The 26,792-nt window shown below is 39.8% G+C and carries 26 protein-coding genes; 4 read left to right on the forward strand and 22 right to left on the reverse strand.

Annotated elements, in window-relative coordinates; translation table 11 throughout:
* Position 1 precedes the first annotated feature (1 nt).
* Entirely contained in the window at positions 2–1,018 is a 1,017-nt protein-coding gene (locus tag AC2TDL_RS04710; protein WP_484699032.1) for an S-layer homology domain-containing protein, read from the forward strand.
* A gap of 161 nt (positions 1,019–1,179) precedes the next feature.
* Here the strand turns inward: AC2TDL_RS04710 and AC2TDL_RS04715 are convergent, their stop codons facing one another.
* The 12 genes from AC2TDL_RS04715 to AC2TDL_RS04770 form a co-directional block, all read right to left on the reverse strand.
* Complete coding sequence (locus AC2TDL_RS04715; RefSeq protein WP_484699033.1) at positions 1,180–1,821, reverse strand: SGNH/GDSL hydrolase family protein; 642 nt, start codon at positions 1,819–1,821, stop codon at positions 1,180–1,182.
* 20 nt (positions 1,822–1,841) lie between these two features.
* Positions 1,842–2,306 carry a NanQ anomerase/TabA/YiaL family protein gene (locus AC2TDL_RS04720; RefSeq protein WP_484699034.1) on the reverse strand — a complete coding sequence of 155 codons (465 nt, stop codon included), beginning with the start codon at positions 2,304–2,306 and terminating at the stop codon, positions 1,842–1,844.
* 75 nt (positions 2,307–2,381) lie between these two features.
* Positions 2,382–3,236, reverse strand: a complete 855-nt coding sequence (locus AC2TDL_RS04725; protein ID WP_484699035.1) for a MurR/RpiR family transcriptional regulator — start codon at positions 3,234–3,236, stop codon at positions 2,382–2,384.
* A 51-nt stretch (positions 3,237–3,287) separates the two neighbouring features.
* Positions 3,288–4,172, reverse strand: a complete 885-nt coding sequence (locus AC2TDL_RS04730) for an ROK family protein (protein WP_484699036.1) — start codon at positions 4,170–4,172, stop codon at positions 3,288–3,290.
* Positions 4,172–4,888, reverse strand: a complete 717-nt coding sequence (locus AC2TDL_RS04735; protein ID WP_484699037.1) for an N-acetylmannosamine-6-phosphate 2-epimerase — start codon at positions 4,886–4,888, stop codon at positions 4,172–4,174. Before AC2TDL_RS04735 ends, AC2TDL_RS04730 begins: the two co-directional genes overlap by 1 nt.
* A 29-nt stretch (positions 4,889–4,917) precedes the next feature.
* Entirely contained in the window at positions 4,918–5,775 is an 858-nt protein-coding gene (locus AC2TDL_RS04740) for a carbohydrate ABC transporter permease (protein ID WP_484699038.1), read from the reverse strand.
* An 11-nt stretch (positions 5,776–5,786) separates the two neighbouring features.
* Positions 5,787–6,542 (reverse strand): carbohydrate ABC transporter permease, encoded by a 756-nt coding sequence (locus AC2TDL_RS04745; RefSeq protein ID WP_484699039.1) that lies wholly within the window; start codon positions 6,540–6,542, stop codon positions 5,787–5,789.
* 219 nt (positions 6,543–6,761) lie between these two features.
* Positions 6,762–8,189, reverse strand: a complete 1,428-nt coding sequence (locus tag AC2TDL_RS04750; protein WP_484699040.1) for an ABC transporter substrate-binding protein — start codon at positions 8,187–8,189, stop codon at positions 6,762–6,764.
* A gap of 30 nt (positions 8,190–8,219) precedes the next feature.
* Positions 8,220–9,131, reverse strand: a complete 912-nt coding sequence (locus tag AC2TDL_RS04755) for a dihydrodipicolinate synthase family protein (protein WP_484699041.1) — start codon at positions 9,129–9,131, stop codon at positions 8,220–8,222.
* 402 nt (positions 9,132–9,533) lie between these two features.
* Complete coding sequence (locus AC2TDL_RS04760; protein WP_484699042.1) at positions 9,534–10,382, reverse strand: carbohydrate ABC transporter permease; 849 nt, start codon at positions 10,380–10,382, stop codon at positions 9,534–9,536.
* Between the two features lie 3 nt (positions 10,383–10,385).
* Positions 10,386–11,321: a carbohydrate ABC transporter permease gene (locus AC2TDL_RS04765; protein ID WP_484699043.1), complete on the reverse strand. Its 936-nt coding sequence runs from the start codon at positions 11,319–11,321 to the stop codon at positions 10,386–10,388.
* A gap of 13 nt (positions 11,322–11,334) precedes the next feature.
* On the reverse strand, positions 11,335–12,627 hold the full coding sequence (locus AC2TDL_RS04770; RefSeq protein ID WP_484699044.1) for an ABC transporter substrate-binding protein: 1,293 nt from the start codon (positions 12,625–12,627) through the stop codon (positions 11,335–11,337).
* A gap of 211 nt (positions 12,628–12,838) precedes the next feature.
* On the opposite strand from AC2TDL_RS04770, the gene AC2TDL_RS04775 reads away from it, so the two are divergent.
* Together AC2TDL_RS04775 and AC2TDL_RS04780 are read left to right on the forward strand one after the other, a co-directional pair.
* Positions 12,839–13,798, forward strand: coding sequence for an IS30 family transposase (locus tag AC2TDL_RS04775; RefSeq protein WP_484696739.1), 960 nt, complete (start codon positions 12,839–12,841; stop codon positions 13,796–13,798).
* 227 nt (positions 13,799–14,025) lie between these two features.
* On the forward strand, positions 14,026–14,940 hold the full coding sequence (locus AC2TDL_RS04780) for an ArsR/SmtB family transcription factor (RefSeq protein ID WP_484699045.1): 915 nt from the start codon (positions 14,026–14,028) through the stop codon (positions 14,938–14,940).
* Between the two features lie 123 nt (positions 14,941–15,063).
* Here AC2TDL_RS04780 and AC2TDL_RS04785 read toward each other — a convergent pair whose 3' ends face one another.
* Genes AC2TDL_RS04785 through AC2TDL_RS04825 form a run of 9 tightly spaced genes read right to left on the reverse strand, consistent with a single transcriptional unit; the run spans position 15,064 to position 23,391 of the window.
* Positions 15,064–15,477, reverse strand: a complete 414-nt coding sequence (locus tag AC2TDL_RS04785; RefSeq protein ID WP_484699046.1) for a 6-pyruvoyl trahydropterin synthase family protein — start codon at positions 15,475–15,477, stop codon at positions 15,064–15,066.
* Between the two features lie 16 nt (positions 15,478–15,493).
* The gene (locus AC2TDL_RS04790; RefSeq protein ID WP_484699047.1) at positions 15,494–16,405 is read right to left on the reverse strand and encodes a pseudouridine-5'-phosphate glycosidase; all 912 of its coding nucleotides are present in this window, start codon (positions 16,403–16,405) and stop codon (positions 15,494–15,496) included.
* Positions 16,406–16,429: 24 nt separating this feature from the next.
* A complete protein-coding gene (locus tag AC2TDL_RS04795) occupies positions 16,430–17,623 on the reverse strand; it encodes an amidohydrolase family protein (protein ID WP_484699048.1) in 1,194 nt (397 codons plus the stop codon).
* Positions 17,624–17,630: 7 nt separating this feature from the next.
* The gene (locus tag AC2TDL_RS04800) at positions 17,631–18,575 is read right to left on the reverse strand and encodes a carbohydrate kinase family protein (protein WP_484699049.1); all 945 of its coding nucleotides are present in this window, start codon (positions 18,573–18,575) and stop codon (positions 17,631–17,633) included.
* Positions 18,576–18,579: 4 nt separating this feature from the next.
* Positions 18,580–19,713 (reverse strand): ABC transporter ATP-binding protein, encoded by a 1,134-nt coding sequence (locus tag AC2TDL_RS04805; protein WP_484699050.1) that lies wholly within the window; start codon positions 19,711–19,713, stop codon positions 18,580–18,582.
* Positions 19,714–19,727: 14 nt separating this feature from the next.
* Entirely contained in the window at positions 19,728–20,534 is an 807-nt protein-coding gene (locus AC2TDL_RS04810; RefSeq protein ID WP_484699051.1) for a nucleoside phosphorylase, read from the reverse strand.
* Positions 20,535–20,561: 27 nt separating this feature from the next.
* Positions 20,562–21,359 carry an ABC transporter permease gene (locus AC2TDL_RS04815; protein ID WP_484699053.1) on the reverse strand — a complete coding sequence of 266 codons (798 nt, stop codon included), beginning with the start codon at positions 21,357–21,359 and terminating at the stop codon, positions 20,562–20,564.
* Entirely contained in the window at positions 21,356–22,237 is an 882-nt protein-coding gene (locus tag AC2TDL_RS04820; RefSeq protein ID WP_484699054.1) for an ABC transporter permease, read from the reverse strand. Before AC2TDL_RS04820 ends, AC2TDL_RS04815 begins: the two co-directional genes overlap by 4 nt.
* A gap of 41 nt (positions 22,238–22,278) precedes the next feature.
* A complete protein-coding gene (locus AC2TDL_RS04825; RefSeq protein ID WP_484699055.1) occupies positions 22,279–23,391 on the reverse strand; it encodes an extracellular solute-binding protein in 1,113 nt (370 codons plus the stop codon).
* Positions 23,392–23,606: 215 nt separating this feature from the next.
* On the opposite strand from AC2TDL_RS04825, the gene AC2TDL_RS04830 reads away from it, so the two are divergent.
* Positions 23,607–24,407 (forward strand): creatininase family protein, encoded by an 801-nt coding sequence (locus tag AC2TDL_RS04830; protein WP_484699057.1) that lies wholly within the window; start codon positions 23,607–23,609, stop codon positions 24,405–24,407.
* 114 nt (positions 24,408–24,521) lie between these two features.
* Here the strand turns inward: AC2TDL_RS04830 and AC2TDL_RS04835 are convergent, their stop codons facing one another.
* Positions 24,522–26,792 carry a glycosyl hydrolase family 65 domain-containing protein gene (locus AC2TDL_RS04835; RefSeq protein ID WP_484699058.1) on the reverse strand — a complete coding sequence of 757 codons (2,271 nt, stop codon included), beginning with the start codon at positions 26,790–26,792 and terminating at the stop codon, positions 24,522–24,524.

A 26,792-nucleotide genomic window follows, 5' to 3' on the forward strand; every position in this document is an offset into this window, starting at 1 on the left:
AATGGTTAAATGTATCCGACATATGCTTTTAATAGTTATAACAAGCCTGTCTTTCATGTTGCTTCAACCTGCTTCTATATTAGCAGAAGAAACTGAACAACCAACGTTAATTCTAAAGTCTAATGTAAGTGAAAATACTGTTGAATTGACTGTACAAGGCAAACAGTTAACCGATGTTTATGCTTTTCAGTTCACATTGACTTATCCGCAGGAACAGTTGTTAGTTGAAGCAGCAACGACTTCTTATTCTGGGTTTTCTGTAAATAAGGAAATCGCTGAAAATGAAATTATGTTTGCGTTCACTAAGATTGGTTCTGCAGCAAGCATTAAAGGTGAGGCGCAGCTAGCGAAGTTTACTTTTTCGTTTTTAGCAGGCGGACAAGCTAGGTTTAAGCTTCAAGATATTCAATTTGTCAACTCTAAATTAGAGTTGCATAAGCAACAGGGCTCGGTAGAGTTTGAGACATCGACGCCTGAATTATTTTCTGATGTAGCAAAACATTGGGCATCAAAGTCTATCTATAAAGGGGTTAAATATGCCATCGCTAAAGGTTATCCTGATGCTACCTTTAAGCCTAATCAACCAATTAGCAGAATCGAATTTCTAGCAATGCTTTGTCGAGCTATAGGACTTCCAAGCAAAACAGCAAACGAGCAGCTTCCTTTCACAGATCATGAGCAAATCCCGCAATGGGCACGACCTTATGTGCATGCTGCCGTGCAGCAAGGAATAAGTGAAGGCTACGCAGACGGTACGTTTCGCCCGAATCAACGAATTACACGGACAGAAATGGTCGCCTTTGTTGTTCGTGCAAAAGGGAGCAATCAGCTTAGCGCTGCAGAAATAATTTCCTTCACCGATCAGCATGAGATTCCAGCATGGGGAATTCCTTATGTAAACATCGCTTCCCAATTGGGGTGGATAGAAGGAGTTGGGGTTCAGCGATTTGCACCATTACAACCTGCGACACGTGCTGAATCGGTTCATCTCATACTTACATCGTTCTTTAACAATTAAGCGGATTATGTGTGCTGGGAATCGATCTCACCGTCAACATCTCAACTACAAGCAGAGCTATGCAGCATAGCGACACTCTGTACGTATAAAAATAAGGAACTGGCATCAGCTTAACTGAACCAGTTCCTCAACTAATGAAACGCAATGCTGTATTAATATCGTCAATTAATAATCGCAGTAATGTTTCGCGACACAAACTCCGCCATTTTACGATGTCCCTCTTCATCGAGATGCATATAATCAATATCATTCATCTCAATCTGAGCAGCAGCGTCAGCAAAATGTATTCCTGTATCTTTGAGCAATTTTTCAAGATGCTTCTCAATCTGCTGAGACTTCACGTCGCACTCTTTTCCCATCGGCTCACCAATTTCAGTACGGATATACTCAGGTTTAATATGCGGCGGGGCAACAACGAGTACTTCTGGATTCTTTCCATTGATGCCCACGGTCATTCCTTTCGCTTTTTGCGCCAGTCTGACAATTCCTTGGGCAATATTATAAGCAGTAAGACCGAATCTTTCTTTTGTATCATTCGTGCCTAGCATGATGATAACAAGCTCTAATGGAGAATGTGACATCAAGCAAGGATAAATATAGTTGTAGCCATTTAGTCCTTCAAACAACGGATCATCGCATACACTTGTTCTGCCGCTCAAGCCTTCCTCAACAACATAATAGGAATCTCCTAAAGACTTGCTTAACAGAGCTGTCCATCTTGTATTTTCATCAAATCTTCCACCAGTCCGTGCATCAAATCCCCATGTATTCGAATCACCAAAGCAAACAATGGTTTTTTTCATATTTATCACCTAAAAAGATTTCATTGTACTTTAATTTTAACAACTGCTTTTTTAATTTTAGTGCCAGCAGCTCCCATACCTGGACGGTGAACATCCTCTGGGTAAAATACAGCAAACATATTTGGCTTCATCGAAAGCATCACTTCATCTTTTGCTGGAGCAAACAGCATATAGTCGTTTTCCTCATCATATGCCTTTGTTGGCTCTGCTGCAGGACAATCTGGGGACCAACCGATGAGTTCTTCTCCAGAAAACAAATAATGGACATCGATATATTTTTCATGCTTTTCGGCAATTTGTTCTTCAGTGGACTTCGCTTCAAGCTCCATCACGTTGATGTACATATTGTCGCCGTCGATTTCAATTCGACCAGGCTCTGGATTTCTTGTAGAAAGCTTAATGAGTTCCTCAACTGCCTTCACAATATGAGCTTGCTGGAACTTCCGTTGCTTATCCCAAGATGCTAAAGCTCCTAGTATCATCATAACCGCTCCTTGTTGTATCGTACGTTATTACATTTCTTTTAGCTTGAAGCATATATTTTTTCATCTATTTGCATGCTACATCAGTTTGCCAATTACTGATTGCGCCGTACTTTCCTTATTTACACTAGACTGCTCAAATGTGCGTTTGAAGTACTCAACGTACAAAACGTCCATTAAATAAAGCTGTGAAATTTTTGCAGATAAAGAGCCGCTTTGCAACGGACCTTCGTTCGCACCACAAAGCAACGTCAAATCAGAATAAGAGGTTAGTGGTGATTTCTCGAATCTTGTAATAGATATAATCTTCGCACCGCGCTCTTTAGCTTTTTTGGCAACTTCAATCGTATCCACGGTAGACCCAGAATACGAAATGATAACTGCAACATCTCGCTCAGTCATTAATGCAGCTTGCATCATCTGTAAGTGAGAATCGATCGAGCAGCCAGTTTTGTTCGTTATCCGCATAAATTTAATATTTGATTCCATCGCGGTCATAAGCGAAGAACCAACTCCGAAAAAGAGAATTCGCTCCGCTTCAATAAAATAGTCAATCGCTTTTGTAATCTTGTCGGCGTTAATTAGACTGAAGGTTTCATTCAATGCACTTATATTTGTAGCCAAAACTTTAGAGGCCACCTGATCAACCGTATCATCCATCAAAATTTTGTCCGCAAGTTGCGGGATTTCGTTGCCTGAGGTTAAACTGTGAGCAAGCGCGATCTTAAAATCCTGATAACCTTTAAAATTTAAAGACTTACAAAATCGAAAAATGCTAGATTCGCCGACTCCGCAAATATCTGCAATATCGGTAATGGACATATAGACGACATCGCTGGCATGCTCAAGCACATAGTCAGCAACCTTCTTCTCCGTATTCGTCAAATTATTATATTTTGAATGAATAGTTGAAAAAATATTAATTCCGCTCAATCTATCTCCTCTTTCTTGTAATGACAAGCATACATAAGCGTGACTGACTGGTTACTCAAAAAAGTGTGAGGCAGCTCCGATTAATCCAGCTTTATTTCCAAGTTCAGCTTTTCTAATTGAAACCCCCGTATAGCTTGGCATAATCAATTGTTTCGTCTGCTGTTCTACGAGTCGAACTAGAAAATCTTGCTCCATCACCCCTCCGCCAACGACTATTGCAGAAGGATTAAAGATATGAATAAGCGATGCGAGTCCAATGCTTACCTCAATAACCCACTCATGTAGAACTTGTGTTAATTTATCGTTTCCATTGTTGATTTTATCAAATAATTGCTTTCCGTTCACTATTTCAGAATCAACTTCCTGAGCTCTACGAATAAGTGCTGTTGTTGATGCATGATGCTCATAAAATGACTGTCTGCCCCTATTCGCAAACCCATTTGAAACATGGGTAAACATATGACCGAATTCAGCGGCAGATCCAGTAGCTCCGCGGTAAATTTGCCGATTAATAACGATTGCGCCGCCAATTCCTGTTCCGAATGTCAAACATAAAAAATCATTGTGATCTTTACCAGCACCAAAGCAAGCTTCACCAAGTGCGGCTGCATTGACATCATTTTCGACCTTTACAGGTTTGACAAAACGGTTTGAGACGATTTCTGCAAGCTTTGTTCCCGTATAGTTTGGAATATTTTCGTTCGCATAAACGATAACACCTGCATGATGATCCACTTGCCCCGCAGTGCTAATCGCAATTCCATCAAACGATTTTCCCTCATATTTCGCTAAGTGCTGCAGCAGCCTTTCCACAACATGAGGTCCTCCCAGATGACTTTCCGTTGCATATTCCATCGCTTCGACAATCGTTCCGTCTTGCTGGCAAATCCCCATCTTCGTGTTCGTACCGCCAATATCTGCTGCTAAGATGTTCATTATACTCCCTCCTGAACTCCTTGAGCATCCTGAACAGCTTTAACATAACGTTTTGTAATTTCCATTGGTCTAGTAATCGCTGATCCGACAACTGCAGAATGAACGCCTAAGTTAAACATTCGTGCCAATTCCTCCGGACTTGAAATGCCGCCTTCAGCAATGATGGGCGCAGTCAAGGTTTTTACTAATTTTTCAACTAACTCAAAATCAGGCAAAACCTTGCCTTTTGTTTTTTCAGTATAGCCGCTTAACGTTGTGCCGATACAATCAAATCCAAGTTTTTCAGCTAGGACTGCCTCCTCATACGTAGAGCAATCCGCCATAAACAATTGATCCTTGTACTTCTCTCGAATAATCGGAAAAATTTGATCAATTGTCGTACCGTCTGGTCTAACTCGATCCGTTGCATCGATTGCGATAATATCTACACCCTCTTGATACAGAGCATCAATTTCCTTCATCGTTGGCGTAATAAATACGCTTGAGCCTTCATAAACCTGCTTAATAATACCGATGATTGGAAGATCTACTTGCTTTTTAATTTCCTGAATATCAGCTACGCTGTTTGCGCGAATACCTGCGGCTCCTCCGCGATAAGCAGCAATCGCCATTCGCCCCATAATAAATGGACTGTGCAAAGGCTCCTCCGGCAACGCCTGACATGATACTACCAGCTTTCCTTTAATTTTATCAAGCATATTTTCATTTGTTTTCATATTATTCCATCTCCAAGTTATCTAGTCTGTTATTCCTTTACTGCTCCGGCAGTAATACCTTGTGTAAAGTATTGTTGGAACAATACGAAGATAATTAGCATCGGAATAGCGGCTACAGTAGCACCCGCCATTTTATAGGCAAAGTTTGGATTCAAATCTTGCATTAATGTTGCTGTACCTACCATTAATGTTTTAATCGTTTTTTCTTGACCAATTACCATTTGCCATAAATAATCATTCCATACTTGTACAAAGTTCAAGATGAACAATGCACCTATACCTGGTTTCACAATCGGAAGCATAATTTGCGTAAAGATTCTCCACTCACCTGCTCCGTCAATTCTTGCAGCCTCTCTTAGCGCATCAGGCGTTGTATCGAAGAAGCCTTTTAATAAGAATACCCCAAAGGCAATAGCGACGTTCGGCCAAATCATCCCGTTTAACGTATTCACCATGCCGAAATTTTGCACAATACGAAACAATGGAACGATCATAATTTCTTTTGGAATCATTAAGCTTGAAATAAAAATGATAAAGATTATATTTCTGCCCTTGAAATTAATTTTAGAAAATGCATAGGCAGCCATTGCCCCAACAATGATAACGAGAATTGTGCTTACACCTGAAACGAACAAACTGTTGTACGTCCAACGCAGCGCAGGCTGATTTTGAAAAATATCTACATAGTTCGAGAATGTAATTGTTTTTGGAAACCAATCTGGCGGCATTTTGACAACATCAGAGCTGTTTTTAAGTGAGCTAGTAAATAACCAATAAAGCGGAAAAAGATTTAGAATGGCAAACAACGTTACAATGATATTGGAGATAATATCGAATCGCTCAAGCCTTCTTTTTTTCGGTTTAATTGTATGTGATACACTTGACATGCTAATACCCCTCACTTCTGCTTAATCATGCTTCGTAATTGAGGCACAGACAGCAATAATGTAATTAGGAACATAATTACCCCTACTGCAGACGCAGTTCCAAGTTGATTAAACTTGAATGCATTGTTGTACAAGTAGTACATCAAGGTTACAGAGGCATTGTTAGGTCCTCCGCCAGTCAACAATTGAATAACAACGAATATTTTTAATACCGCAATAATATTTACGATCGTGATGTAAATTGTTGAAGGTTTAACGGATGGAATTAAGATTTTCGTAATAACATGCCATCTGTTGGCTCCATCTACCTCAGCGGCTTCGAATAAATCCTTCGGAACCCCAATCATTGCAGCAATATATAGAATAATCGCTTGCCCAACATTTGTCGCGAATGTTACGAAAATGATAACGGGCATAACTGATTTTGCATTCCCAAGTAAATTTACATAACCGAAACCAGCTTCTCTGGCAAAGTACGAAATTAATCCGTTTGCTGGATTCAGCAAGAAGCTCCAAACCATACTCATGACAACCATTGAAACCATAACTGGAATATAATAACTGCCTCTAATAAAAGACACATATTTTGCATTTTTATCAAAAACTGATGCTGCTACAAATAGTGCAAAACCTACGGTTAGTAGTACGATAAAGACAACAAATATAATCGTATTCGTTATTGCCTTGAAAAAAACAGGGTCATTAAAAAGCTTAATATAATTATCAAGTCCAACAAATTTTTCACTGTTATAATTGATTTGGTACATACTGAGGCGAATACCCTCAATAATAGGATATACCAAGAAAATAGCGAAAATTAACATTTGAGGTAAAATAAACAAATACCCCGTAATATTTTCTTTAAGAGCATTGCCACGTAGTCTCATAATTGTGTTTACCCCTTTAGTTAGCTGTGGGGTCATCTGACGACATCTGACCTTGCGACATCTGACCTTGCGTCCTCTGACCCCACTGCCTTATTTCAATTAATTATAGATGACAGAATTTGCTTTGTTTTCTTCAATAACTTTATTACCTTTATCTTGATAATCTTTTACAGCTTGCTCTGGTGTTTTTGCGCCCATATACATTGCTTGTAATTCAGGATATAGCACTTCACGAAGTTGGCTGTATCCAGGCACGTTACCAGTAAAGTTGAACAAGTATTTAGAGTTTTCGTTATAAACTTCAAATAGTGGATTTTCTGCTTTATAAGCTTCAGCTACAGAGGCTCTTACTGGAATACCGTTTTTCGATGCTTTCACTAATTCTTCGTCTGTAGAGAAGAATTTAACGAAATCTTTCGCAACTTCAATCCGTTTTTCATCGCCAGTGTTAAATACGCTTGCACCAACTACATATGTGAACGTAAGCGGATCTCCACTTTCAGATGGAATGTTAGCTAAACGGATATCAAATGGTGTAAGCTTGCCTGCATCCATATCTGCTTTAGCATTGTTGAATAGTACTGGGTTAGTAAAGCTGATTGCAAGCTGTTGGTTTTGGAACATGCCGTTAGCATCGTTAGATGATACGGATTCTGCACCAGGGTTGGTGTATCCATTGTCATAGATGGATTTCATCCATTCTGCTGCTTTATATCCTTTTTCATCAGCTAGAATGATGTTGCCGTTTTCATCAAAGAATTGGTTGCCAAACATTCTTAGGTATGCAAGGTTCCATGTATCACCTTGGTTGTTCAATGCGAATAATGCCATTGGATAAGCATTAGAGTATTTGTCTTTTGGAAGGTTTTCTTTAAGCCCTTTCAAAATTTCCATATATTCATCCAATGTCCAAGTTTTGATTTCATTTTCTTCGCCGATATATTGATCTAGTCCTGCAGCTCTGAACATGTCTGCGTTATAAACCAATGTACCTGGGTTGTTTTGGAATGGATAGAAGTAAACTTCTCCGCCAAATGTTGATGCTTCCCAATAATTTTCTGAAATATCGCTTCTTGCAGCATCATCAACAATATCAGTAATAGGAACTAACGCCCCGCGATGTACATAGTCGCCCATCGCAAAAATACTTTCAAAGAAAATATCAGGAGGTGTGTTGCTGCTTAGATTAACATTTAGCATTTGATCTCGTTGATCGCCTGCGATTACTTCAACATTAACTTTCGCATCGTATTTATCATATTGGTTAGCAAATTTCTCAGCCGCGTATTTGAAGAAGCTGTCATAATCTGCTCCTTCCTCTGTTGCGTCAATGACACCTTTCCATTGAGGGGTTAACCAAACACTAATTTCAACTTTTTCTTTGCTTTTGCTTTCTGTATTGCTTGAGTTGCTTGCGTTGCTGCCTGTGGAATTATTCGTTTGATTTGAGTTGCCTGAACATGCAGAAATAATTGCTGTCAGCATCATAAGCGTAATTAAAACCAGTAGAGAACGTTTACTTTTCACAATAACAACTCCCCTTTATATTTATTAAACTTAGTTGCAATAAGCTTCAATCGTTTGATCGATTTTCTTCATTGTTTCTTCGATTTTAGGAAGATCTTCTTCATAAATTCCTTCAAGCGGCCCTCTTACGCTGCCAATGTTAACGCCTTTTCTTTTAAGTACTTCTTTGATGCCTGCATACATCGAACCTTGAAGTGAGCATAGTGCAATAATGATGTCGTTAATATCACTCTGCAGTGCAGTTGCCTCTTGCAATCTGCCTTGCTTAAATAACTCGTCGGTTTTAAGATAAAGCTCTGGCATTGCGCCATATGTGCCTCCGATTCCTGCATCAGCCCCCATAATTCTTCCTGCTACAAACTGTTCGTCTGGACCGTTGAAGACGATCACATTTTTTCCGCCAACACGTTTAAAACGCTCGATGTCTAATGTTGGCATGGAGGAATTTTTGACACCGATTACTTTTTTGCTCTCAAGCATCTTCTCAAACAAAGCTGGAGAAAGCGTATACCCAGTCGTTTGCGGGATGTTGTAGATAATAAAGCTTAGCTCGGTAGAGTCAATAATTTCACTCCAGTAACGATACACTGCTCGGTCAGGAAGCTTAAAATAAATCGGCGGGATTGCAGACAATGCATCATAACCAAGTTGTTCTGCATGTTTAGCTAAGATGATGCTGTCTCTAGTAGAAGGAGCACCTACATGGGCGATAAGTGTCATTTTTCCTTTTAAATATTTCGCAACATATGTCAGAACGTCTTTACGTTCTTCAATGGTTTGATATATACACTCCCCTGAACTGCCTCCTACATACACACCTTGTACTTTTTTTTCTACCATGTAATCACAAAGCAATTTGGTTCGTTCTTCCGAAATATTCCCCTCGTCATCATAACAAGCATAAAAAGCTGGGAATATTCCGTGAAACTTGGTCAAGTCCATCTTTCTCCCCCTTATCTTAATTCTTGGATGCTTTTGCAAGGTTAGTATAGCATATGTAAAAAATTTTCGCCACAATTATTTTTGTGAAAATAATTTCCTATACTATCGTCAAGCTTATTACTGATGAGCATAATTTGGACTTTTTTGTAATCTTTTTATTCATAACAGCGCTACCTATATTTGTTACTCTGCACAAACCGAACATTGCAGCATTTTTAAACATAAAAAAGACACCCGATGGCGTCTTTATCATCTTCAGATTTACTGATATTTCAGCAGCAATCTCCGCAAACAGTTAATAAAAAAACATCTCCAAGCAGTAAACAGAGCTTACGAACTGTTTACATGACTTGAAGATGTTTGAAATAGACATTTAGCAAAATCGGATCAGATTAGTACTGTTTATCCTTTTACTCCTCCAGCAGTCATACCTTCAATGAAATATTTTTGGAAGAATAAGAAAACAATTAATATTGGCAGTATTGCAGCGACTGATCCTGAAATCAGCATATCGAAATTGTTGCCATAAGGTGTAAGCAAGGTTGATAATCCAATTGGAATGGTCAATTGCTCATTCGTTCTAAGCACAATTAACGGCCACAGGAAATTATTCCATGAGAATAAAGCTTGAAGAATTGCCATGGATGAAAACGCTGGCATCATGAGCGGCATCATAATTCTAAAAAATAAGCCAAACTCAGTACATCCGTCTACACGCCCTGCATCAAGAAAATCCTTTGGCAGCCCTCCTGCATATTGCCTAAAGAAAAAGATTGGCAATGGAGCAGCAATAAACGGAATAATTACCCCCCACATCGAATTGATCAAATTTAAATTTATCGATAGCTTATACAGCGGCAGCATAATAATTTCGATAGGGATCATCATTGTAACTAGCACTAATGTAAAAATAAGATTACGGAACTTAAAATGATAGACAGCAATTCCATAACCGACCATCGACGAAATGAGCAGGCAAAGTACGGTAAAAATCGCGGTAATTAATAAACTGTTACCATACCAAGTTAAATATAATGATTTACCCGAAACTAAATATGCATAGTTTTTTAATGAGATAATATCCCAGTCAATTTGAACATTAAGACCGTAACGCATTAGTTCCTGTGCTGGTTTCAGTGATGCGATCGCTAACACAATAATTGGAAACAGTGAAAACAATCCAAATATTGCGAATAAGATGATTAACAATGTACGTTGAATATTTCGTCCGATTCTAACTGAAACATTCATTGCTTAGTCCTCCTTTCGGAACATGCCAACCAGCTTTAATTGCGTGATCGTTATCATGAAAGTTAAAATGAGCAGCACAATTCCTACGGCTGAACCAAGCCCCATATTATTTTGCTCTAAACCATTACGGTACAAGTAACCAATAATTGTTAGTCCAATATCATTCGGTGATCGATTACCGTTCCAAAGCATATAGCTCTCCGTGAACATCGCTAATCCGCCATAGATACTGATCGTTAATACATATACGGTAATTGGTTTTAGCAGCGGTAATGTAATATGGATAAATTGCGACCATTTTGAAGCTCCATCGATCTCTGCTGATTCGTATAGCGACTTTGGTATATTTTGAAGACCAGCCATAAAGTATAGAACATTAACGCCAATCCATCTCCACGATGCCAGAATAACAAGCGTAGTCATAGACAAAACTGCATTGCCTAACCATCGTTGAGGCTCGAAACCAAATAAGCCGATAATGCTATTCATTAATGCTCCTTCTAACTCACCAAACGCTAGACGAAAAATCGTACCTGCAACAACGACTGAAGTTAACGCAGGAATAAATAATGTTGATCGAAAAAAATCTCTTAAAATCATTATTTTTGAGTTCAAAAATACGGCAAGCACTAATGGTACAGGGATTAAAATAGCAATCGTTAATACAGTATACTTCAGACTGTTTAGAATTGCCTTTCCAAAGGTAGGATTCCACAACTGCACGTAATTATCTGTACCAACAAATTTAACCATCCCTGGCAACACTTCTTGAAAACTCATTAAAATCGCAGAGAAAACTGGATAAGCAAAAAATATACAAAAAGATAGAACAAATGGTGCTACAAATATATAGGGAGCTATTCCTTGAGAGTACAGCCACTTCTTATGCTTCACAGTCTTTGTGCTCTGTATAGCTGCTTGGGTATTGGTATTGGCCATACAGGATCTCTCCTTATTTGCTTAATTGATTTTGTGCGTCTCCTAGCACTTTCATCACATCTTCTTGATCTTGAAGTGTTCTTACCAGAATAGATGTTTTTAACTCATCTGAAATAACAGGCGTGTTTTCATTTACGTTAATACCTTCAATTTCATCCTTAACTTCAAGTAAAACGTCAAAAATATCTTTACCAAAGTATTCTGTAAATTTGTTGTCCGCACGCAGTTCATCAGTATCCCAAACATCTGAACGAAGCGGATCAAATCCTAGGAAGTTCCAAATTTCAATATTTCCTTCACGAGACACTTTAGAGAATGCAAGGAAGTCTTTCGCTAATTGTTGGTTTTTCGAAGTTTTAGTAATAGCAGTACCTGTACCCCCCATACCTGCTGAACGCGGATCTCCCTCTTTCCATGCCGGCATTGGTTTGATTACAATTTTATTTTTAAGTTCAGGCATGTAATCTGTAAAGCGACCCATATACCACATAGGCATCCATACAGAAGCTGCTCCTCCGCCATTCATAAAGCCATAATATTCTTCTGCGTGATGGTTAGCACCAGGTGTCACAATCGCAATTCCATCTTTAATTAACTTTTGTTGAAATTGTAAAGCGTTTACAACTTCAGGTCCAGTTAAATTAAGTTGTCCGTCAGCGGTTTGGAAATCGTTAGGACCTGCAGCCTGTGAAACTTGTGGCCAGATTGACCATACATCCGAAGTTTCAATCGTTGTCATAGGAACCCCTGTTTTTTCGACTACGATTTTACCGGCATTGTAATAGTCATCCCAAGTTTTAATATCATCAATATTTACTCCTGCTTTATCCATAATTTCTTTATTATAGTAGATAACAGAAGCACCAACATGGAAATCAATTCCATAATATTTTCCATCTTTTGCATAAATATCAAGACGAGATTTTACTAAATTATTAATTTCTGGTTCAACAATATCATTTAACTCAACTAATTGCGGTTCACCCTTCAAATAGTTTGAAAATTTGTTTAATTCAATGTCCGAAATATCAGGAGCACCTGTTCCTGATTGCAAAGCAAGCAATAATTTATTATGCATATCATCATAAGGATAAACGTTAGCTACTAACTCAATTTGACGATCAGGATTAGCTTCATTCCATCGCTGTGCCATAAACTGATAAAACTGTTCATGCAATTCATTAAATGTCCAAAATTCCAGCTTCGTAGCTGAACCAGATTTTGAGCCTGATTCTTTTGAACACGCTGTTAAGAACGATGCTGCGACAAGCGTAAACGAAAGCAATAGTAACATTATCTTTCTCATACTTATCCCCCTATATCAAATTGTTTTAATAAAGTCTAAAATAAAAACCTTTAATTTCACTTTTATTTCAACCCTTATCATATTCATAATTATAAGTTGAGTAATTTGATTGTGATAGATTGTAATATGAAGTGCGACACCTAAAAAAATAACCCATGACGAATTCGTGTAGAATGAAGTTACCACACACCATCTACAAGGAGAAGTCGTCATGAGCTATAAACATCTTACCATAAACGAGCGTGCAAAAATAGAAACATTACTTAATTTAGGATGGAGTGCTAGAGCGATAGCTCAGCATATCAAACGTCATCATTCTACAGTATCTCGTGAGCTTAATCGCATGACGAGTCTTCCCTCTGCTTATGAGGCTAGCGATGCACAGGCAGATTACCAGCACAAACGCATGCAAAGTAAACCAAAAGGAAAGTGGACAAAAGAAAGAGCACACTACCTTACTCAAACACTGGCTGCAACATGGTCTCCAGAACAAATTGAAGCTCGAATGAAACAAGACTATCCTGAGCAAGCTGTATCTTTCAAAACCATCTATCGCTGGATTTATCATGGTAAGCTTGTCCAAGGCAACACTACCTTCTTGCGGCATAAGGGAAAGCGTAGAAAGCCGCGTGAAAACAGAGGTCGCTTTAATCTTGGGCTATCTATCAGGCAACGTCCAAAAGAAGTTAAACAACGTGAAACCTTTGGTCATTGGGAGCTTGATACGGTCGTTTCTAGCCGTGGTAAAAGTAAAGGTTGTTTGGCTACGTTTGTCGAGCGAAAAACACGCTATTACTACGCTGTGAAAATGCCTGATCGTTCAGCGGCATCCATGGAGCAAGCTGTTGCTACGGCTCTAGAAGAGCTTGCTTTACCTATGTTTACAGCTACCGTTGACCGTGGAAAGGAATTCGCTTGCCATCAAGCATTGTTAGAAGAGCATGGCTTAACGGTCTATTTTGCTGATCCCTACTCATCTTGGCAAAGAGGCAGTAACGAAAATGCGAATGGACTTCTACGAGAATTCTTTCCTAAGAAGTATGACCTAACCACAGTTGATCAAGCTGAACTTGAATGTGCCTTGGATTTAATCAATCATAGACCACGGAAATGTTTGAATTGGAAAACTTCTCACGAAGCGATTATGGAAGAGCTGTCGCACTTAGCTTGACAATCTATCTTGTCAATAAAAATGTAAGCGCTTTATATCAACGTAACAAACTTTATTTTAAATATATCTAAAACTATTTGTCGACTTTTCTTGATCTAAGTCATTTAATTTTTGTATAATGGATTAAAAACCAGTTTTAGTAAAAATAGTTAACAAATCGAGCTTGTTTTCATCACACTTTTCAACATTTGTTTTAAACAAAATAATGGTAAAGGTGGTAAGTAATTGTGCCTCACATTAAGGATTTGCGATCAGGACTTGATATATTTAAAGCATTAGGCTCAGAGGTTCGTATTGAAATCCTTGAATTGCTCTCGGAACACGGCCGAATGAACCTGAATGAACTTGCTAATAAGCTTAATTTGACAAATGGTGCAATTACGATGCATATAAAGAAGCTAAAAGAATGCGGACTTATTGATATCACGAGCACTGTAGGAAAACACGGCATTCAAAAATTATGCTTTCTTAACGAAAATCAAATAACAATAGATTTATATTCAAAAAATAAGACACAACTATATGAGGCTGAAATTAAAGTCGGTCATTATTGTGATTATCATGCGGAAATTACATGCGGTCTAGCTACAAAAGACTATATCATTGGAGAGTTTGACGAACCTAGATACTTGTCAGATCCAGATCGAATCAATGCGGAAATTGTTTGGCTAACAAAAGGCTTCCTTGAATATCGAGTGCCAAACTACTTAAAATCTAATCATGTTCCTAAAGAAATACAGTTTATTTTAGAAATTAGCTCAGAGGCCATCTGTTATAACGATGATTATCCATCTAATATTGAATTTTACGTAAACTCAAAATCTGTAGGTATTTGGACTTCCCCTGGAGATTTCGGTTCAACTAGAGGGCTCAATAATCCCGATTGGTGGCCACCGCATCTCAATCAATATGGGATGTTGAAACTCCTTCGCATCAATAAGTACGGTTCTTATATTGACGGACAACTTATTTCTAATACAACCATTACAGATTTAGAACTGCAAAAGTCACATGATATAAAATTTCGCATAAATGTTGGTCAATATAATGGCACATATAATGGGGTAACAATCTTTGGCAAGGAGTTTGGGAATTTTAAGCAACATATTATTGCCAGAATCCTTTATGATGAGCATCAATAAAGCAGTGAAGTCTAGCATTGACGCTATAACATATAACGAGGCAAAGACCTCCGAGCGTTCTATTTTTGCAGAACACTCGGAGGTCTTTGGTTTTAGGATGGATTTGTCTTACCACTTATTTACTTAAATATCTTCACGATAAATAACATAACTGCTCGGATTCTCTCTGACTAATACTTGCAACAACTTTGGCTGATTCGGATAAGAGAGCAATGCTTCCTTAATCGATTGATAGACAGCTTGAGCGATTCCTTCTGTCGTTGGCGGCACTTCTGCAAACTCTGGGTGATCATTTAATAAAGTATGATCTAATTTATCATGAACCAGCTCATTAATTGTGCCGAAGCTGACTAAAAAACCTGAGTCCAGTAATTCATTGCCGACAATCGTAATGCTGACAATAAACGTATGCCCATGCAATTGACTCGCTTTGCCAGCAGACGGATGGGGATTAAAATGTGCGGCTGACAATGCAATATCTTTAGTTAACTCAAATTTATAAGAATGAGGAATTGACGGATAATATTGAAACAACATTGTGAAAACACTCCTTTTATGTTTTTTGAGCCATAAATTTGGCATTTGCGACGGCAAGCTTGCCAGCAACTTCGGCAGTTGAAATAAGCAAGGCTCGATTTACTTCACCAGAACGTCCCTTTGTATACTCGTCTAACTTGTTAATAATATAGGGCGTAGCTCCTTTCCCTCCTGAAGCTGCTGTATAGCTGCTTAATGACTGCGAAATAACGCGCTCGATTTCATCAGCATCAAACGCTTCTTCCTCTGGCAAGGAAACTCCCAGCACAATCCCTGATTTTAAGCCAAGTTGCCAATGCGCATGAGCCATCGATACGGCTTCCTCAGCATTCGAGATTGTAGTTACTTTGTAGGGTGAACTGTGGACAAAGTATCCAGGAAAATAACTATTTTGATAGGACCAAGTCGGTACGCCCAACGTTTCCAGCACTTCCAAACTCTTGCCAATATCCAGAAATGTCTTAATTCCGCCGCATACCAGCATGACCGATGATTGTGAAACGGCTAGCAAATCGCCAGAAATGTCCCATGTCTCAAGCACATCGCGATGAACTCCGCCTAAACCGCCAACCATTGCCACTTTAATCCCAGCCTGTTCCGCAATCCAAGCTGTCGTAGCTGCCGTTGTCCCGCCGCTTTGCTTTTTAGCTGAGGCAACACCAAGATCTGCCATGGTCAACTTGACACGTTCTGGTTGCTGCGCTAACCACTTCAATTCTTCACGTTCAAGCCCTACGCAGATCTCACCGTTCACCATCGCCACCACAGCAGGCTCCGCTTTGTGCAGACGCACTGTTTCTTCAATATCTAATGTTAAATGCAATGAGCGCGGAAAAGACAAACCATGCGTTAATATGGTAGATTCAATCGCAACAACGGCTTCGTTGTTTGCTAGTTTTTGTTCTATTCTAGGCGAAATACGTATCATTGAACTCCCCTCCGATGTTCATTGCTATAGCTCAAGCATAAAGTTAAAATCTTGGATAACCGTTTGCCCAGCGCAAATAAAATGGCGAATATCGCTTGGCCCAGCACGATGAACGACCGACGAAAGAAGTTGATGCGTATAAACAAAAGCATCCTGTGTTGTATCTAATACGATAAATGAAGCGTCTTTTCCAACATCAAGGGTGCCAAGACGCGATTCCAGTTTTAATGCCTCTGCTCCTGACTTCGTCGCGGATGTAATTAAATATTCTGCACTTATTGCGCGAGGGTCTTTGGTTACACCGCGCGCGACGCGAGAAGCAGTATCCATTTCTCTAAACATATCAGGACTAGAAAACATCATATTATCAGAACCAATAGAGATCGGAATATTGCGAGTATAAAATTCATGCAGCGGCGGTACACCATCACCGAGAATTAAGTTCGTTCGCGGACAGCAGGCGATTTTTTGCTTATGCTCCATTAATAGTTCATAATCTGAAACGGTGGCTTGAGTAAGATGAATCATTAGATCAGGAGAGAAGGCGAAGGCACGTTCAACTTCAGTAGCACCATACTGTTCTAGCGAACGTTCATGATCACGCGGAGACTCACTTAAATGAATGGCCAACACTTTATCTTTACATATTTCACGAATTTGATGATAAATGTGCAGATCAAAAGCTCCAATGCTGGAAATTCCAAAACCATCCGCTTCCTCATAAACTGCTTCAAGCTCTTTTCTCGTCAATTCAAATCCCGCTTTATAATCTGCCATCGGTCTGCCTAAAATGACTGGTGTAATTGGTAAACCGCGACTGGCTGTGCGCAACGCACGAATTCCGTCTAAGCCTCCTTCACGAAAATCGCCAAACGCAGCAATTCCGCTTTTCAGCATTTCCTTTAGTCCTTGACGAATCGTTTCAATGAGTCGCTCCTCAGATAACTGCTGCAAATAACGATGTTTTAATCCGTTCGGTGGAAGTACAGCATCCTCAACAAGCAATCCTGTACCTAGCTCTTTCGCTCCTGTATCGGCGATATGCGTATGCGCATCAATAAAGGCAGGAATCACAAGTCCCCCTTGTAAATCTATCCCGTCAAGCTCACTGTCTTGCATAATAGATACAATTTTTCCGTTTTCTACAACAATCGTTCCATTTTCAATTATGGTAAGCTGATCTCCTACTGCTATTTTGCCATTTTTATAAACTTCCATTGTCTCTTCACTCCAATTCAAGCAAGTGTTGCCCATAATTAAGCAGCATAATGATAATTTCTTCTTCCGTAGGATAATAAACACGAAATTTTGAGCGGCTCACAGCGATCGCTGAAGCTGCAGTGGCACGACAGACTGCCTCATGAAGGGAAAGTCCGCCAACAATATTGGTTGTACATACACTTGCAAAAATATCTCCTGCTGCTAAAGAATTAGAAGTTTCAACAGCGATCGCTGGGTATTCACGCTTGCTCTGTTCACTCTGTACAATACAGCCGTGTTTGCCTCTAGTGCAGATCACGATGTTAACGCCAAAGTTACGCAATTCCTCGATTGCTTGTGTTAACGAAAGATAAGGAAATAACTCGTTAAGCGCTGCTTCATTAATAAATACAATTGAGGCAAGTGAGATTGTTTCAAGCACCGCTTCATTGCCCCAACGTTTAACTGATGAAGGTTCTACGTCTAAAGAGCTTAAAACTCCGTACTTTTTACATTCACGGAGCAGCGCATCTACGTAAGTTTTCAGAAATAAATGGGTATGCACATGATCGAATTGCTGAAAATTAAGATTAGTGAAATTTTGCAAATCAGGTAAGCAGCTCGCATTGATTGGCGGTGATAGCACTACTGCTTTTTCACCAGTACGATCAATCATAATAAGAGCGCTTGGTGTTTGCTCATCGATGATATGCATCACAGAATCTACACCATTTTGCTTTAGTTGCTGCTGCAATTGGCTTCCCATCGTGTCATTGCCAACCCAACCTAACACCTTTACCTGATTCCCCAGTTTTGCCGCTTGATTGGCATAGTGAACTGCTGGTCCGCCTGGCGCCCAGTTCACATGATTAGCAAATACTTTTTGATCATGCCCTGGAAGCTCATCCAACTGATATATGCCGTCCATCACGATATTGCCAAAACTTAATATGTTACACGGTCTGCCCATCTCTTCAACTCCCAATTGCGATCGCGTTGCTGCCCTCTACTAATGAAAAGCCCGGGATTGCTAAGGTCGACTCTTTATCAAACAATAAACAATTATCTAAATGTAATTGCAATGTAACGGTTTCCCCAACGCGCGGAATCCACTTGCTGTGAACTAGCGATGTTAATCTAACTTGCTCTAATTCCGTGCGAACATGAATCAATGCTGATGAACCAAGATGTTCAATCACTTCCACCTTCGCCAAAATTCCTTGTTGTCCAGGAACAACCTCTATATCTTCAGGCCGAACACCTAAAATAAAAGAACGATGATGCCAATTGTCACACTGATAACCCGCATCAACGACAACATTCCAAGCCTCACCAAAAGCTTCGATGCCAATCGAGCCTTGATGGATAATGCCGCTGCACGGATAGAAATTGATTGGCGGATCTCCTAAAAAGCCCGCTACAAACAAGTTAACAGGATTTCGATACAACTCCAGCGGGCTGCCGATTTGCTGAATGACGCCATGCTGTAAAACAGCGATACGATCTCCCATCGTCATTGCCTCTTCTTGGTCGTGAGTAACCATAATTGTCGCAACGCCTATTTCTTGTTGCAGTTGTTTCATTTCTAAACGAATTTGGCGGCGTAACTTCGCATCTAAATTAGACAGCGGCTCGTCTAGCAGTAATAATGAAGGGCGAAGAGCAACTCCGCGAGCAATCGCTACCCGTTGCTGTTGACCGCCTGAAAGTTGTTTAGGGTATCTTTTCTCTAATCCGACCAAACCTACCAGCTCTAATACCGAAGCAATTCTAGCTTTCATTTCATCTTTAGTCGTTTTTTGACACTTCAAGCCAAATGCAATATTTTCTTCTACGGTTAAATGAGGAAATAATGCATAATCTTGAAATACAACCCCAATATTTCGTTTATTAGGTGCAAGATCTTGAATTTCTTTGCCAGCAAGCTCGATAACACCCTCGTCAGGTGTTTCAAACCCTCCGATCATCCGCAAAATCGTACTTTTACCTGAACCGCTTGGACCAAGCAAACAAATAAACTCTGCGGGGTTCACCTCCAAGTTCACATTTTTTAGAACTTCTACCCCTTTAAAAGTTTTCGACAAACCTTTCAGTGCAAGCTGACTCATAGTCCTTCCCTCCTTTAAGCACGGATTTCTTGATCTAACATAACAATCGCTTCAAGCGCAGTTTGAATAGCTCCTGAGAACCCTGCACCCGCTTGGAATTTTTGACCAGTGACAAAATTGTCTCCGATCGCATTGACTACTCCGCCTCTTAATCCGTACAGCGTCGTTAAGGTCAGCAAAATTGCTGCCTCTCGTTCAACATTTAAGACACCGGCATGATACCATTGTTCAAAATCCTGCTTATGCTTTTCCAGCAAATAGCCATTGCGGCTAGGCCGCGCCACGCCGACATATTCTGAATCGACAGAACGCGTTAACCCTAAGTGATGACGATACCCTAACTTGGCAGCAGCTTTTTTCATTGCTAAAAGCAATTGCGGATCAGCAATCGCTGGAAATTGTTTAGGAATATAGCTCTGACTTGTTCCATCATCGCGTACCGCTCCTGTTGCAATAACCAGATCGCCAACCTCGACATGTTCCTGCATTCCGCCTGATCCGCCAACTCGAATATAGGTATGAGCATCGGTATTCATCATAAAATCCATCAAAATAATCTCCAATTCAGGAGCACCGCTGCCGCACGAAACGACCGAAACTGGAACTCCTTTATAAGTGCCTGTATATGTTTTCGCCATACCTGTGTCAGCTACTAACTCTTTCGTATCGAAATAATCAGCAACTTCTTCCGCTACATCTTTCTCACAGCCGTGTAACGGATCTTTAATCACAAAAATGACGTAGGGCGCTGCTTTCTCTTTTGTAATCTGGGTAAACGCTGGTTTTCCATTTATTTGAAAGGGTCCGATTTTGTTGATCATGCAACACAACTCCTTTTTTGTCTTAAATTAGAAATACCGTGACCACTTAGCAAATTTTTCTCCAACAAGCGACAGAAGAAATATAATAACGGTAATCACCGCCGACCAAGCGAGAACAATTTGATTAAGCCCTTCACTTCTTTGTTCAGAGTAGACGCGTACTGGAAAAGTAGGAGAGCCTGAACTTGAAATAAACATCGTCAAGGTCACGTCAGTAAATGACAATAATAATGCAAAGATTCCGCCGACAAGCACACCTGGAAAAATGAGCGGCAGCGTAATTTTGGTAAATACGGTGAATTTGTTCGCACCTAAACTAGATGCTGCCTCCTCGACCCGCCCATTCATTTCTCTTAAACTTTGAATAACGATACGCAAAATAAACGGTGCGACCATAACCGAATGCGCCAGCACGAGTGAAACAAAGCTTCCGCTTAGACCGACGATTCCGTAAAACTGCAATAGTCCTAATGACCAAATTACTAATGGAAAAAATAGTGGCGCAAGCAAAACGCTTTCGATCCACTTCACTTGCCAATGCCTTAACGCCAATGCTGCTGGAATTGACATCAATAATGAAATAACCGTCGATATTGCAGCAAGTTTAAGGCTGGCGATAATCGAGTTACGATACTCATCGTTTTCTATCATTTTCTCGAACCAAGTAAAGCTAAAACCTTCTAATGGAAACGAGAAATAATCTGCTTTATTAAAGGCAACGACAACCATAAGCACAATTGGCGCTAATACAAATGCAAATGCCAAATAAACCAGCAATCGATGAACAATGCGAAGCAATAAATGAGGTATACTTATTGATTTCATCCATGTTGCCCCCTCGTCCCATTGATTAAACGAGTGATAAACACAGTAACAAATAGCACAGCAGCTAAAAGGATAATTGAGATTACTGAAGCAAAGGACCAATCAAACACTTGAATCGCTTGCTGATAAATAATTTGTGACAATAACTGAATTTTCCCTTGTCCAATAATACCTGGCGTTGCAAATGAGCCTAATGTTCCGCCAAATACAAGCGCTGATCCTGCCACCATACCTCCTTTAGACAAAGGCAGTGTTACTTTCACAAAGGTTGTAAATGAATTAGCGCCTAAGCTAGACGCAGCATCAAAAATATTTTCAGGAATGCTTTTCAAAGAATTGACAATCGTCAGCACCATAAACGGTAAAAAGCCATGAATTAATGCAATAATTACCGCAGGATAAGTTCCTAAAAATTGAATCGGCTTTTCAATAAGGCCCATATCTTTCAACAAAGCATTAAGCGGTCCATATTTCGCAAAAACTAAAAACCAGCCTAAGGATTGCAATAAAGCGCCGCTAAATAAAGGGGTTAACACAATCGTAATGTAGCTTGTTTTCATAAAAGATTTTGCTTTATAGATATGGTAAGCGAGCAAATAGCCAATAATTAAGGAACAGAGCACAACGATAATTGAAACAACAACCGTTGTTCCGATTACGTTCATAAAATACGGTTCAGTAAAAAAACGACTATAGCTGCCTAAACTCAGCTCTCTTTCCCAAATACTTTTCTCAAGTTGATTGACTTGAATACTGTTCACAAACAGTACGATGACTGGAAGCAGAAATACAAGCCAATAGATGAGAAAAGCAGGGGAGAGCAGACCTATATTGGACCATAGTCGTTTACGCTCTTGGATTGAGCTTTTCGACTTCACAGTTGCACTCCTCATCTGTCTCTCCCTCTCTTCACGTTAATTTAATTGGATAAAATCTCCATGTTCCATTTTTGTGTCCATTCAGAACGTTTAGATATAATGTAATCCCAATCAAGCACTTCAAGTTTTTCTACGGCTTCAGAGCCATAAACAATGCGTGAAGCGGTATCGTCAGAAACAGTTACATTTTTATTGGTAGGACCGAAGAACAATTGTTCAGCAAATGCAGTTTGAGTATCTACCCCTATCGCTAGACTTACAAATTCTTCAGCAAGCTCTTGTACTTTTGTTCCTTCTGAAATAACAATGGTGTCTTTCGCCATGACAGGACCAGGAGTTGTTGGGTAAACAAACTCTACCTCATACCCTTTGCCGATGTACTCATATGCATAGCTGTTAAAAATCGGTGCAGCATACACACCGCCATTTTTCAATTCAAGGAACAGCTCGTCTAAGTTGTTGTAAGTTAACGGTACAGGACCAAGTTCTTTTAATTTTGCAAAGATTGCATCATCCTCGGTTTGGTCGTATCCAAAAGCCATTCCTGTAAGGGAAACTAAGGACTCAGCTTCAAAGCCAGGGAATGTTGGGAATGCTACATTGCCCTTTAACTCCTCATTCCAAAGGTCTTCCCATTCAGTAATAGGTTCACTGACATATTCAGGATTATAAACAATACCAAGTGCCATGTAAGTCATGCCATAGCCGTTTGCTTGTGCTGACGGATATAAATCTGATACATTCGGAATCTCTGGATTTACAGGTTGAGCAATGCCGTCATCGATTGCTTGTTTGGCTTCATATAAATTAAGAAAAGCAATGTCCATCGTTGGATTTCCTTTTTCAGCATACAACTTCGCTAAGCGATCACCTGTACCGCCAAGCACTAATTCAACTGTTGCCCCTTTTTCCTCAAGCGGTTTAACAACATGTTCTTCTAGCGTTTCGGCATAGGAGCCGCCCCAAACACCAACAACTAGTTTTTGACCTTTGTAAGGTTTTTCATCTGTACTAGCACTTGAACTTGCTGTCGGCTTGGTTGAACCTGAACCAGTTGTATTAGCGCCAGTATCATTGGAGTTTCCGCAAGCAGTTGCTAACAAGCTCATTCCTAGTAGTGCTACCAAACCTAACTTAAAACGTTTCTTCTCCATCCCCAAAAACCTCCTTGAGTGATCTATCTGTTTTTTCACAGGTTCAGTATAATCGCTATTTACTTGTTATGTAAATATATATAACATAATCTTGGTTTTTTGCACGAAAATCGAACTGATTTTTGTTTATTTACACATATTTATCGACAAATTCTAACATATGCATCATTTTAATGTTATATTACTTAACATAAACTAGTTTTAGGAGGTATATTATGCAAACAAGATATGAGGGTTCAGTATGGAATAATCGTTTTTTACCTCGTTTAACGACGAAAGAAATTTCGGACATTAACAAAAAAGAAGCGCTGCTAATTTTGCCGATTGCTTCTGTTGAACAACACGGACATCATCTTCCTGTATTTACCGACTCTCTTTTAAATGAAAGCTTAATTACAGGAGCGTTAAGTTTGCTGCCAGAAAGCACACCTGCTTGGCTGTTGCCTCCGCTTCATTACGGAAAAAGTATTGAGCATCATGGTTTTTCAGGTACATTCTCACTTTCGACAAAAACTTTAAATGCGGTACTAACTGAGCTGTTACAATGCGCACAAGCAGATGGCTGGAAAAAAGTGATGATTATTAATAGTCATGGCGGTAACCCAGAGTTAATTACACTAGCGGCACGTGACGCTCGAGTGGAGTTAGACTTAGAGGTTTATATGATTAATACAGGCGGAATGTATAACGATGAGGCGCTTTCACTAAGGGAATTGGAATATGGAATTCATGGAGGAGCTCTGGAAACCTCGTTAGTGCTTGCTGTTAAACCAGATTGGGTGCATCCAGAGCACTATAAAACGGAATATCCAGCTTATGCGGAATGCTCTTGCTTCAAGCTGGGCGGAGAAATGACGTTCGCATGGGCTACGAGTGATTTAAGCGAAACTGGCGTAATCGGTGATCCAACTCCATCCAGCGCTGAAATCGGTCAGCTCATTTACGATCGAGTAACTAAAAGAATCGCCGAGGCAATTAATGTTGCTATAACGTCTTCATATGCATCGAAAGAATAGGTTGGCTGATTAAAAAGATTAATAAGCAGAGAAAAGTTGCTCCGCCTTTAAAGACGACTGCATCCTTCATTTTTACGATTTGCAGTCGTCTCTAAAGAACGGATAGATGATCAACTATATATTCAATAATCGTTCCTTGCCGTATTCATTTAATGAAAAAAGAACTGTTCTCGTATTATGTTCTGACGGCACGATTTGAATATCTTCGTTCGTAATCGTAATACGATATTGCTGCTTTTCAATCGTCACCATAAAGGTGAGCGACTTCCATTCATTGGGCAAATGAGGATTTAACGTGATTTTCCCATCGCTATAGCTAAATCCAGCGAAACCGTAAATCGCCGCCATCCATGCCCCTCCATTAGCAGCAGGATGCGTACCGCCGATATATAAATCTCCGACGTACAGCTTCGACTCGCCTGTTAAATCAATTGTCGCCGTTCGCTTAAAATAACGATAAGCATAGTCGGTATACCCCAGCTTTGCCGCAACAATGCCGTAGATGCATGGACTTAAACTTGAACCATGCTCTGTTCGCGGCTCATAATATTCCCAATTGCTTTTTATGATTTGTTCACTAAATTGATTAGCGAATAAATGCAACATTAATACAACATCAGCTTGCTTAATGACTTGCGTAGTTGCAGCTAAACCATTTCCACCGCCTAAATATTCATGCGGATGTAACATTCTGCTCTTCATCTCTGGAATTGAAACATCCTCAAGCGAAAAATAAAAATCAAACTGCTCGATCACTCCGCGTGCATCAGGCTGCGGCAAATATAACTTGTTAGCCACATCACGAAGCAATGCGATGTCTGATTGCAAATTCTGCTTCATAATTAATGCATCATACAACTGCTCATGCTCATGTTGCAATCGATCGACCAGCTTTACCGCTTCTTTCAGTACATATGAAGCTAAATAGTTCGTAAACGCATTGTTGTGCACTCGTTCATGATATTCATCAGGACCAGTTACATCGAGCAGCTCATACCGCTCTTTGTCTGGTTTATAATAAGCAAATGAACTTAAAAATCTTGCACATTCAATAACAACCGCAGCTCCCCCATCGAATAGAAGGCTTTGATCGTTGGTTACCTTTATATATTGCAATATCGCATAAGCGACATCTGCGCTAATATGAATTTGTTTATCGCGAAAATAGGTGCGCATCGGTCTGCCTGTAAATACATCATTTACATTAAACAGCGTACACGCATCATCCCCTGTATCTTGGCTTTCCCACGCATAAAAAGCTCCTTTAAATCCATATTCTGCAGCTTTTCGTTTTGCACCGTTCAGCGTATGAACACGGTACATTAGCAAGTTTCTTGCCAGCTCAGGATCTGTGTATAAGAAAAACGGAAGCATAAATAGCTCAGTATCCCAGAATACAGCGCCTTTATATACTTGACCAGAGAGTGCTCTAGCTGGAATGGATAATTTTTCAGAATGATAAGGTGCTGCAATCATTAACTGATATAAGCTGTAGTTTAAAGCAAGCTGATCTTCTTTATTTCCTTCAATCGTTACGCCAGCATACGCCCATCTTTGCTTCCATACTTTACAATGTGCTTCTTTTAGCAGCTCATAGCCTTGATTGCGTAAACTCTCAGTCATTTCACCAGATAAAGCGATAAGCGCTTGATGGTCACTTGAATCGAGTGACGAATAAAGTGTTGTCAGCTTGCTGAATTGTATCCACTGATTCGGTTCACAGGTCAGCTCCATTGTGCGGACAAATTGCAACTGCTCTTCTCTAACCGCAGAAAATTGTCCTTCTGCAGCAATTCCTTCAGCTACAACGACGATTTTTTTCTGCTCCTGCGTTTCGGCAACAACCTGCAAAATACCGTTAACCAACGACGTTTGCTTAATATTTTGTAAATGCGGACCGTTAATATCCCATACATCAGCATCAATGCCTGTGACGATTTTTACGTTGCCTGCGTGAGAGCAGCACACTTGAAAATTCATCGCCAGCAAATGATGATTATGCGCGCTGGCAAAGCGTTCGGATTTAATGATTAATCTGATATTGCCCTCAAGCTCAAATTCCGTATGACGATATAACACTCCTGAAGCAATGTCTAGCTGCAGCTTATGATTTATAATTTTAGTAGTTAATAAATGGATCGGCTGATCGTTATAATAGATGGCAGTATAAAGCGGGTTCGGCGCATTAATCAGCTCACGCCAGCTAGCTCCGACCTGATCGTACAGTCCGCCAACAATTAATGCCGTCAGATGCTCCTTATTACATTCTTCAGCAGTTCCGCGATAACCAAAATATCCGTTTCCAATTAAAAATTTATTGCCAATTGCTGCAATTTTCTCAGGCTTAAAGCTCTGCTCGTATTGTTCTTCAACAATCCAGCTCAT

This window comes from Paenibacillus sp. plas6, from assembly GCF_057221655.1.

Coding starts and splice junctions, on each gene's coding strand:
- AC2TDL_RS04800 (WP_484699049.1), bottom strand. CDS start 18,575: ATGGGCAGACCGTGTAACATATTAAGTTTTGGCAATATCGTGATGGAC.
- AC2TDL_RS04790 (WP_484699047.1), bottom strand. CDS start 16,405: ATGATACGTATTTCGCCTAGAATAGAACAAAAACTAGCAAACAACGAA.
- AC2TDL_RS04760 (WP_484699042.1), bottom strand. CDS start 10,382: ATGAATGTTTCAGTTAGAATCGGACGAAATATTCAACGTACATTGTTA.
- AC2TDL_RS04775 (WP_484696739.1), top strand. CDS start 12,839: ATGAGCTATAAACATCTTACCATAAACGAGCGTGCAAAAATAGAAACA.
- AC2TDL_RS04810 (WP_484699051.1), bottom strand. CDS start 20,534: ATGATCAACAAAATCGGACCCTTTCAAATAAATGGAAAACCAGCGTTT.
- AC2TDL_RS04805 (WP_484699050.1), bottom strand. CDS start 19,713: ATGAGTCAGCTTGCACTGAAAGGTTTGTCGAAAACTTTTAAAGGGGTA.
- AC2TDL_RS04785 (WP_484699046.1), bottom strand. CDS start 15,477: ATGTTGTTTCAATATTATCCGTCAATTCCTCATTCTTATAAATTTGAG.
- AC2TDL_RS04830 (WP_484699057.1), top strand. CDS start 23,607: ATGCAAACAAGATATGAGGGTTCAGTATGGAATAATCGTTTTTTACCT.
- AC2TDL_RS04735 (WP_484699037.1), bottom strand. CDS start 4,888: ATGAAAACAAATGAAAATATGCTTGATAAAATTAAAGGAAAGCTGGTA.
- AC2TDL_RS04740 (WP_484699038.1), bottom strand. CDS start 5,775: ATGTCAAGTGTATCACATACAATTAAACCGAAAAAAAGAAGGCTTGAG.
- AC2TDL_RS04755 (WP_484699041.1), bottom strand. CDS start 9,131: ATGGACTTGACCAAGTTTCACGGAATATTCCCAGCTTTTTATGCTTGT.
- AC2TDL_RS04710 (WP_484699032.1), top strand. CDS start 2: ATGGTTAAATGTATCCGACATATGCTTTTAATAGTTATAACAAGCCTG.
- AC2TDL_RS04720 (WP_484699034.1), bottom strand. CDS start 2,306: ATGATGATACTAGGAGCTTTAGCATCTTGGGATAAGCAACGGAAGTTC.
- AC2TDL_RS04715 (WP_484699033.1), bottom strand. CDS start 1,821: ATGAAAAAAACCATTGTTTGCTTTGGTGATTCGAATACATGGGGATTT.
- AC2TDL_RS04795 (WP_484699048.1), bottom strand. CDS start 17,623: ATGGAAGTTTATAAAAATGGCAAAATAGCAGTAGGAGATCAGCTTACC.
- AC2TDL_RS04770 (WP_484699044.1), bottom strand. CDS start 12,627: ATGAGAAAGATAATGTTACTATTGCTTTCGTTTACGCTTGTCGCAGCA.
- AC2TDL_RS04815 (WP_484699053.1), bottom strand. CDS start 21,359: ATGAAATCAATAAGTATACCTCATTTATTGCTTCGCATTGTTCATCGA.
- AC2TDL_RS04765 (WP_484699043.1), bottom strand. CDS start 11,321: ATGGCCAATACCAATACCCAAGCAGCTATACAGAGCACAAAGACTGTG.
- AC2TDL_RS04730 (WP_484699036.1), bottom strand. CDS start 4,172: ATGAACATCTTAGCAGCAGATATTGGCGGTACGAACACGAAGATGGGG.
- AC2TDL_RS04745 (WP_484699039.1), bottom strand. CDS start 6,542: ATGTACCAAATCAATTATAACAGTGAAAAATTTGTTGGACTTGATAAT.
- AC2TDL_RS04825 (WP_484699055.1), bottom strand. CDS start 23,391: ATGGAGAAGAAACGTTTTAAGTTAGGTTTGGTAGCACTACTAGGAATG.
- AC2TDL_RS04835 (WP_484699058.1), bottom strand. CDS start 26,792: ATGAGCTGGATTGTTGAAGAACAATACGAGCAGAGCTTTAAGCCTGAG.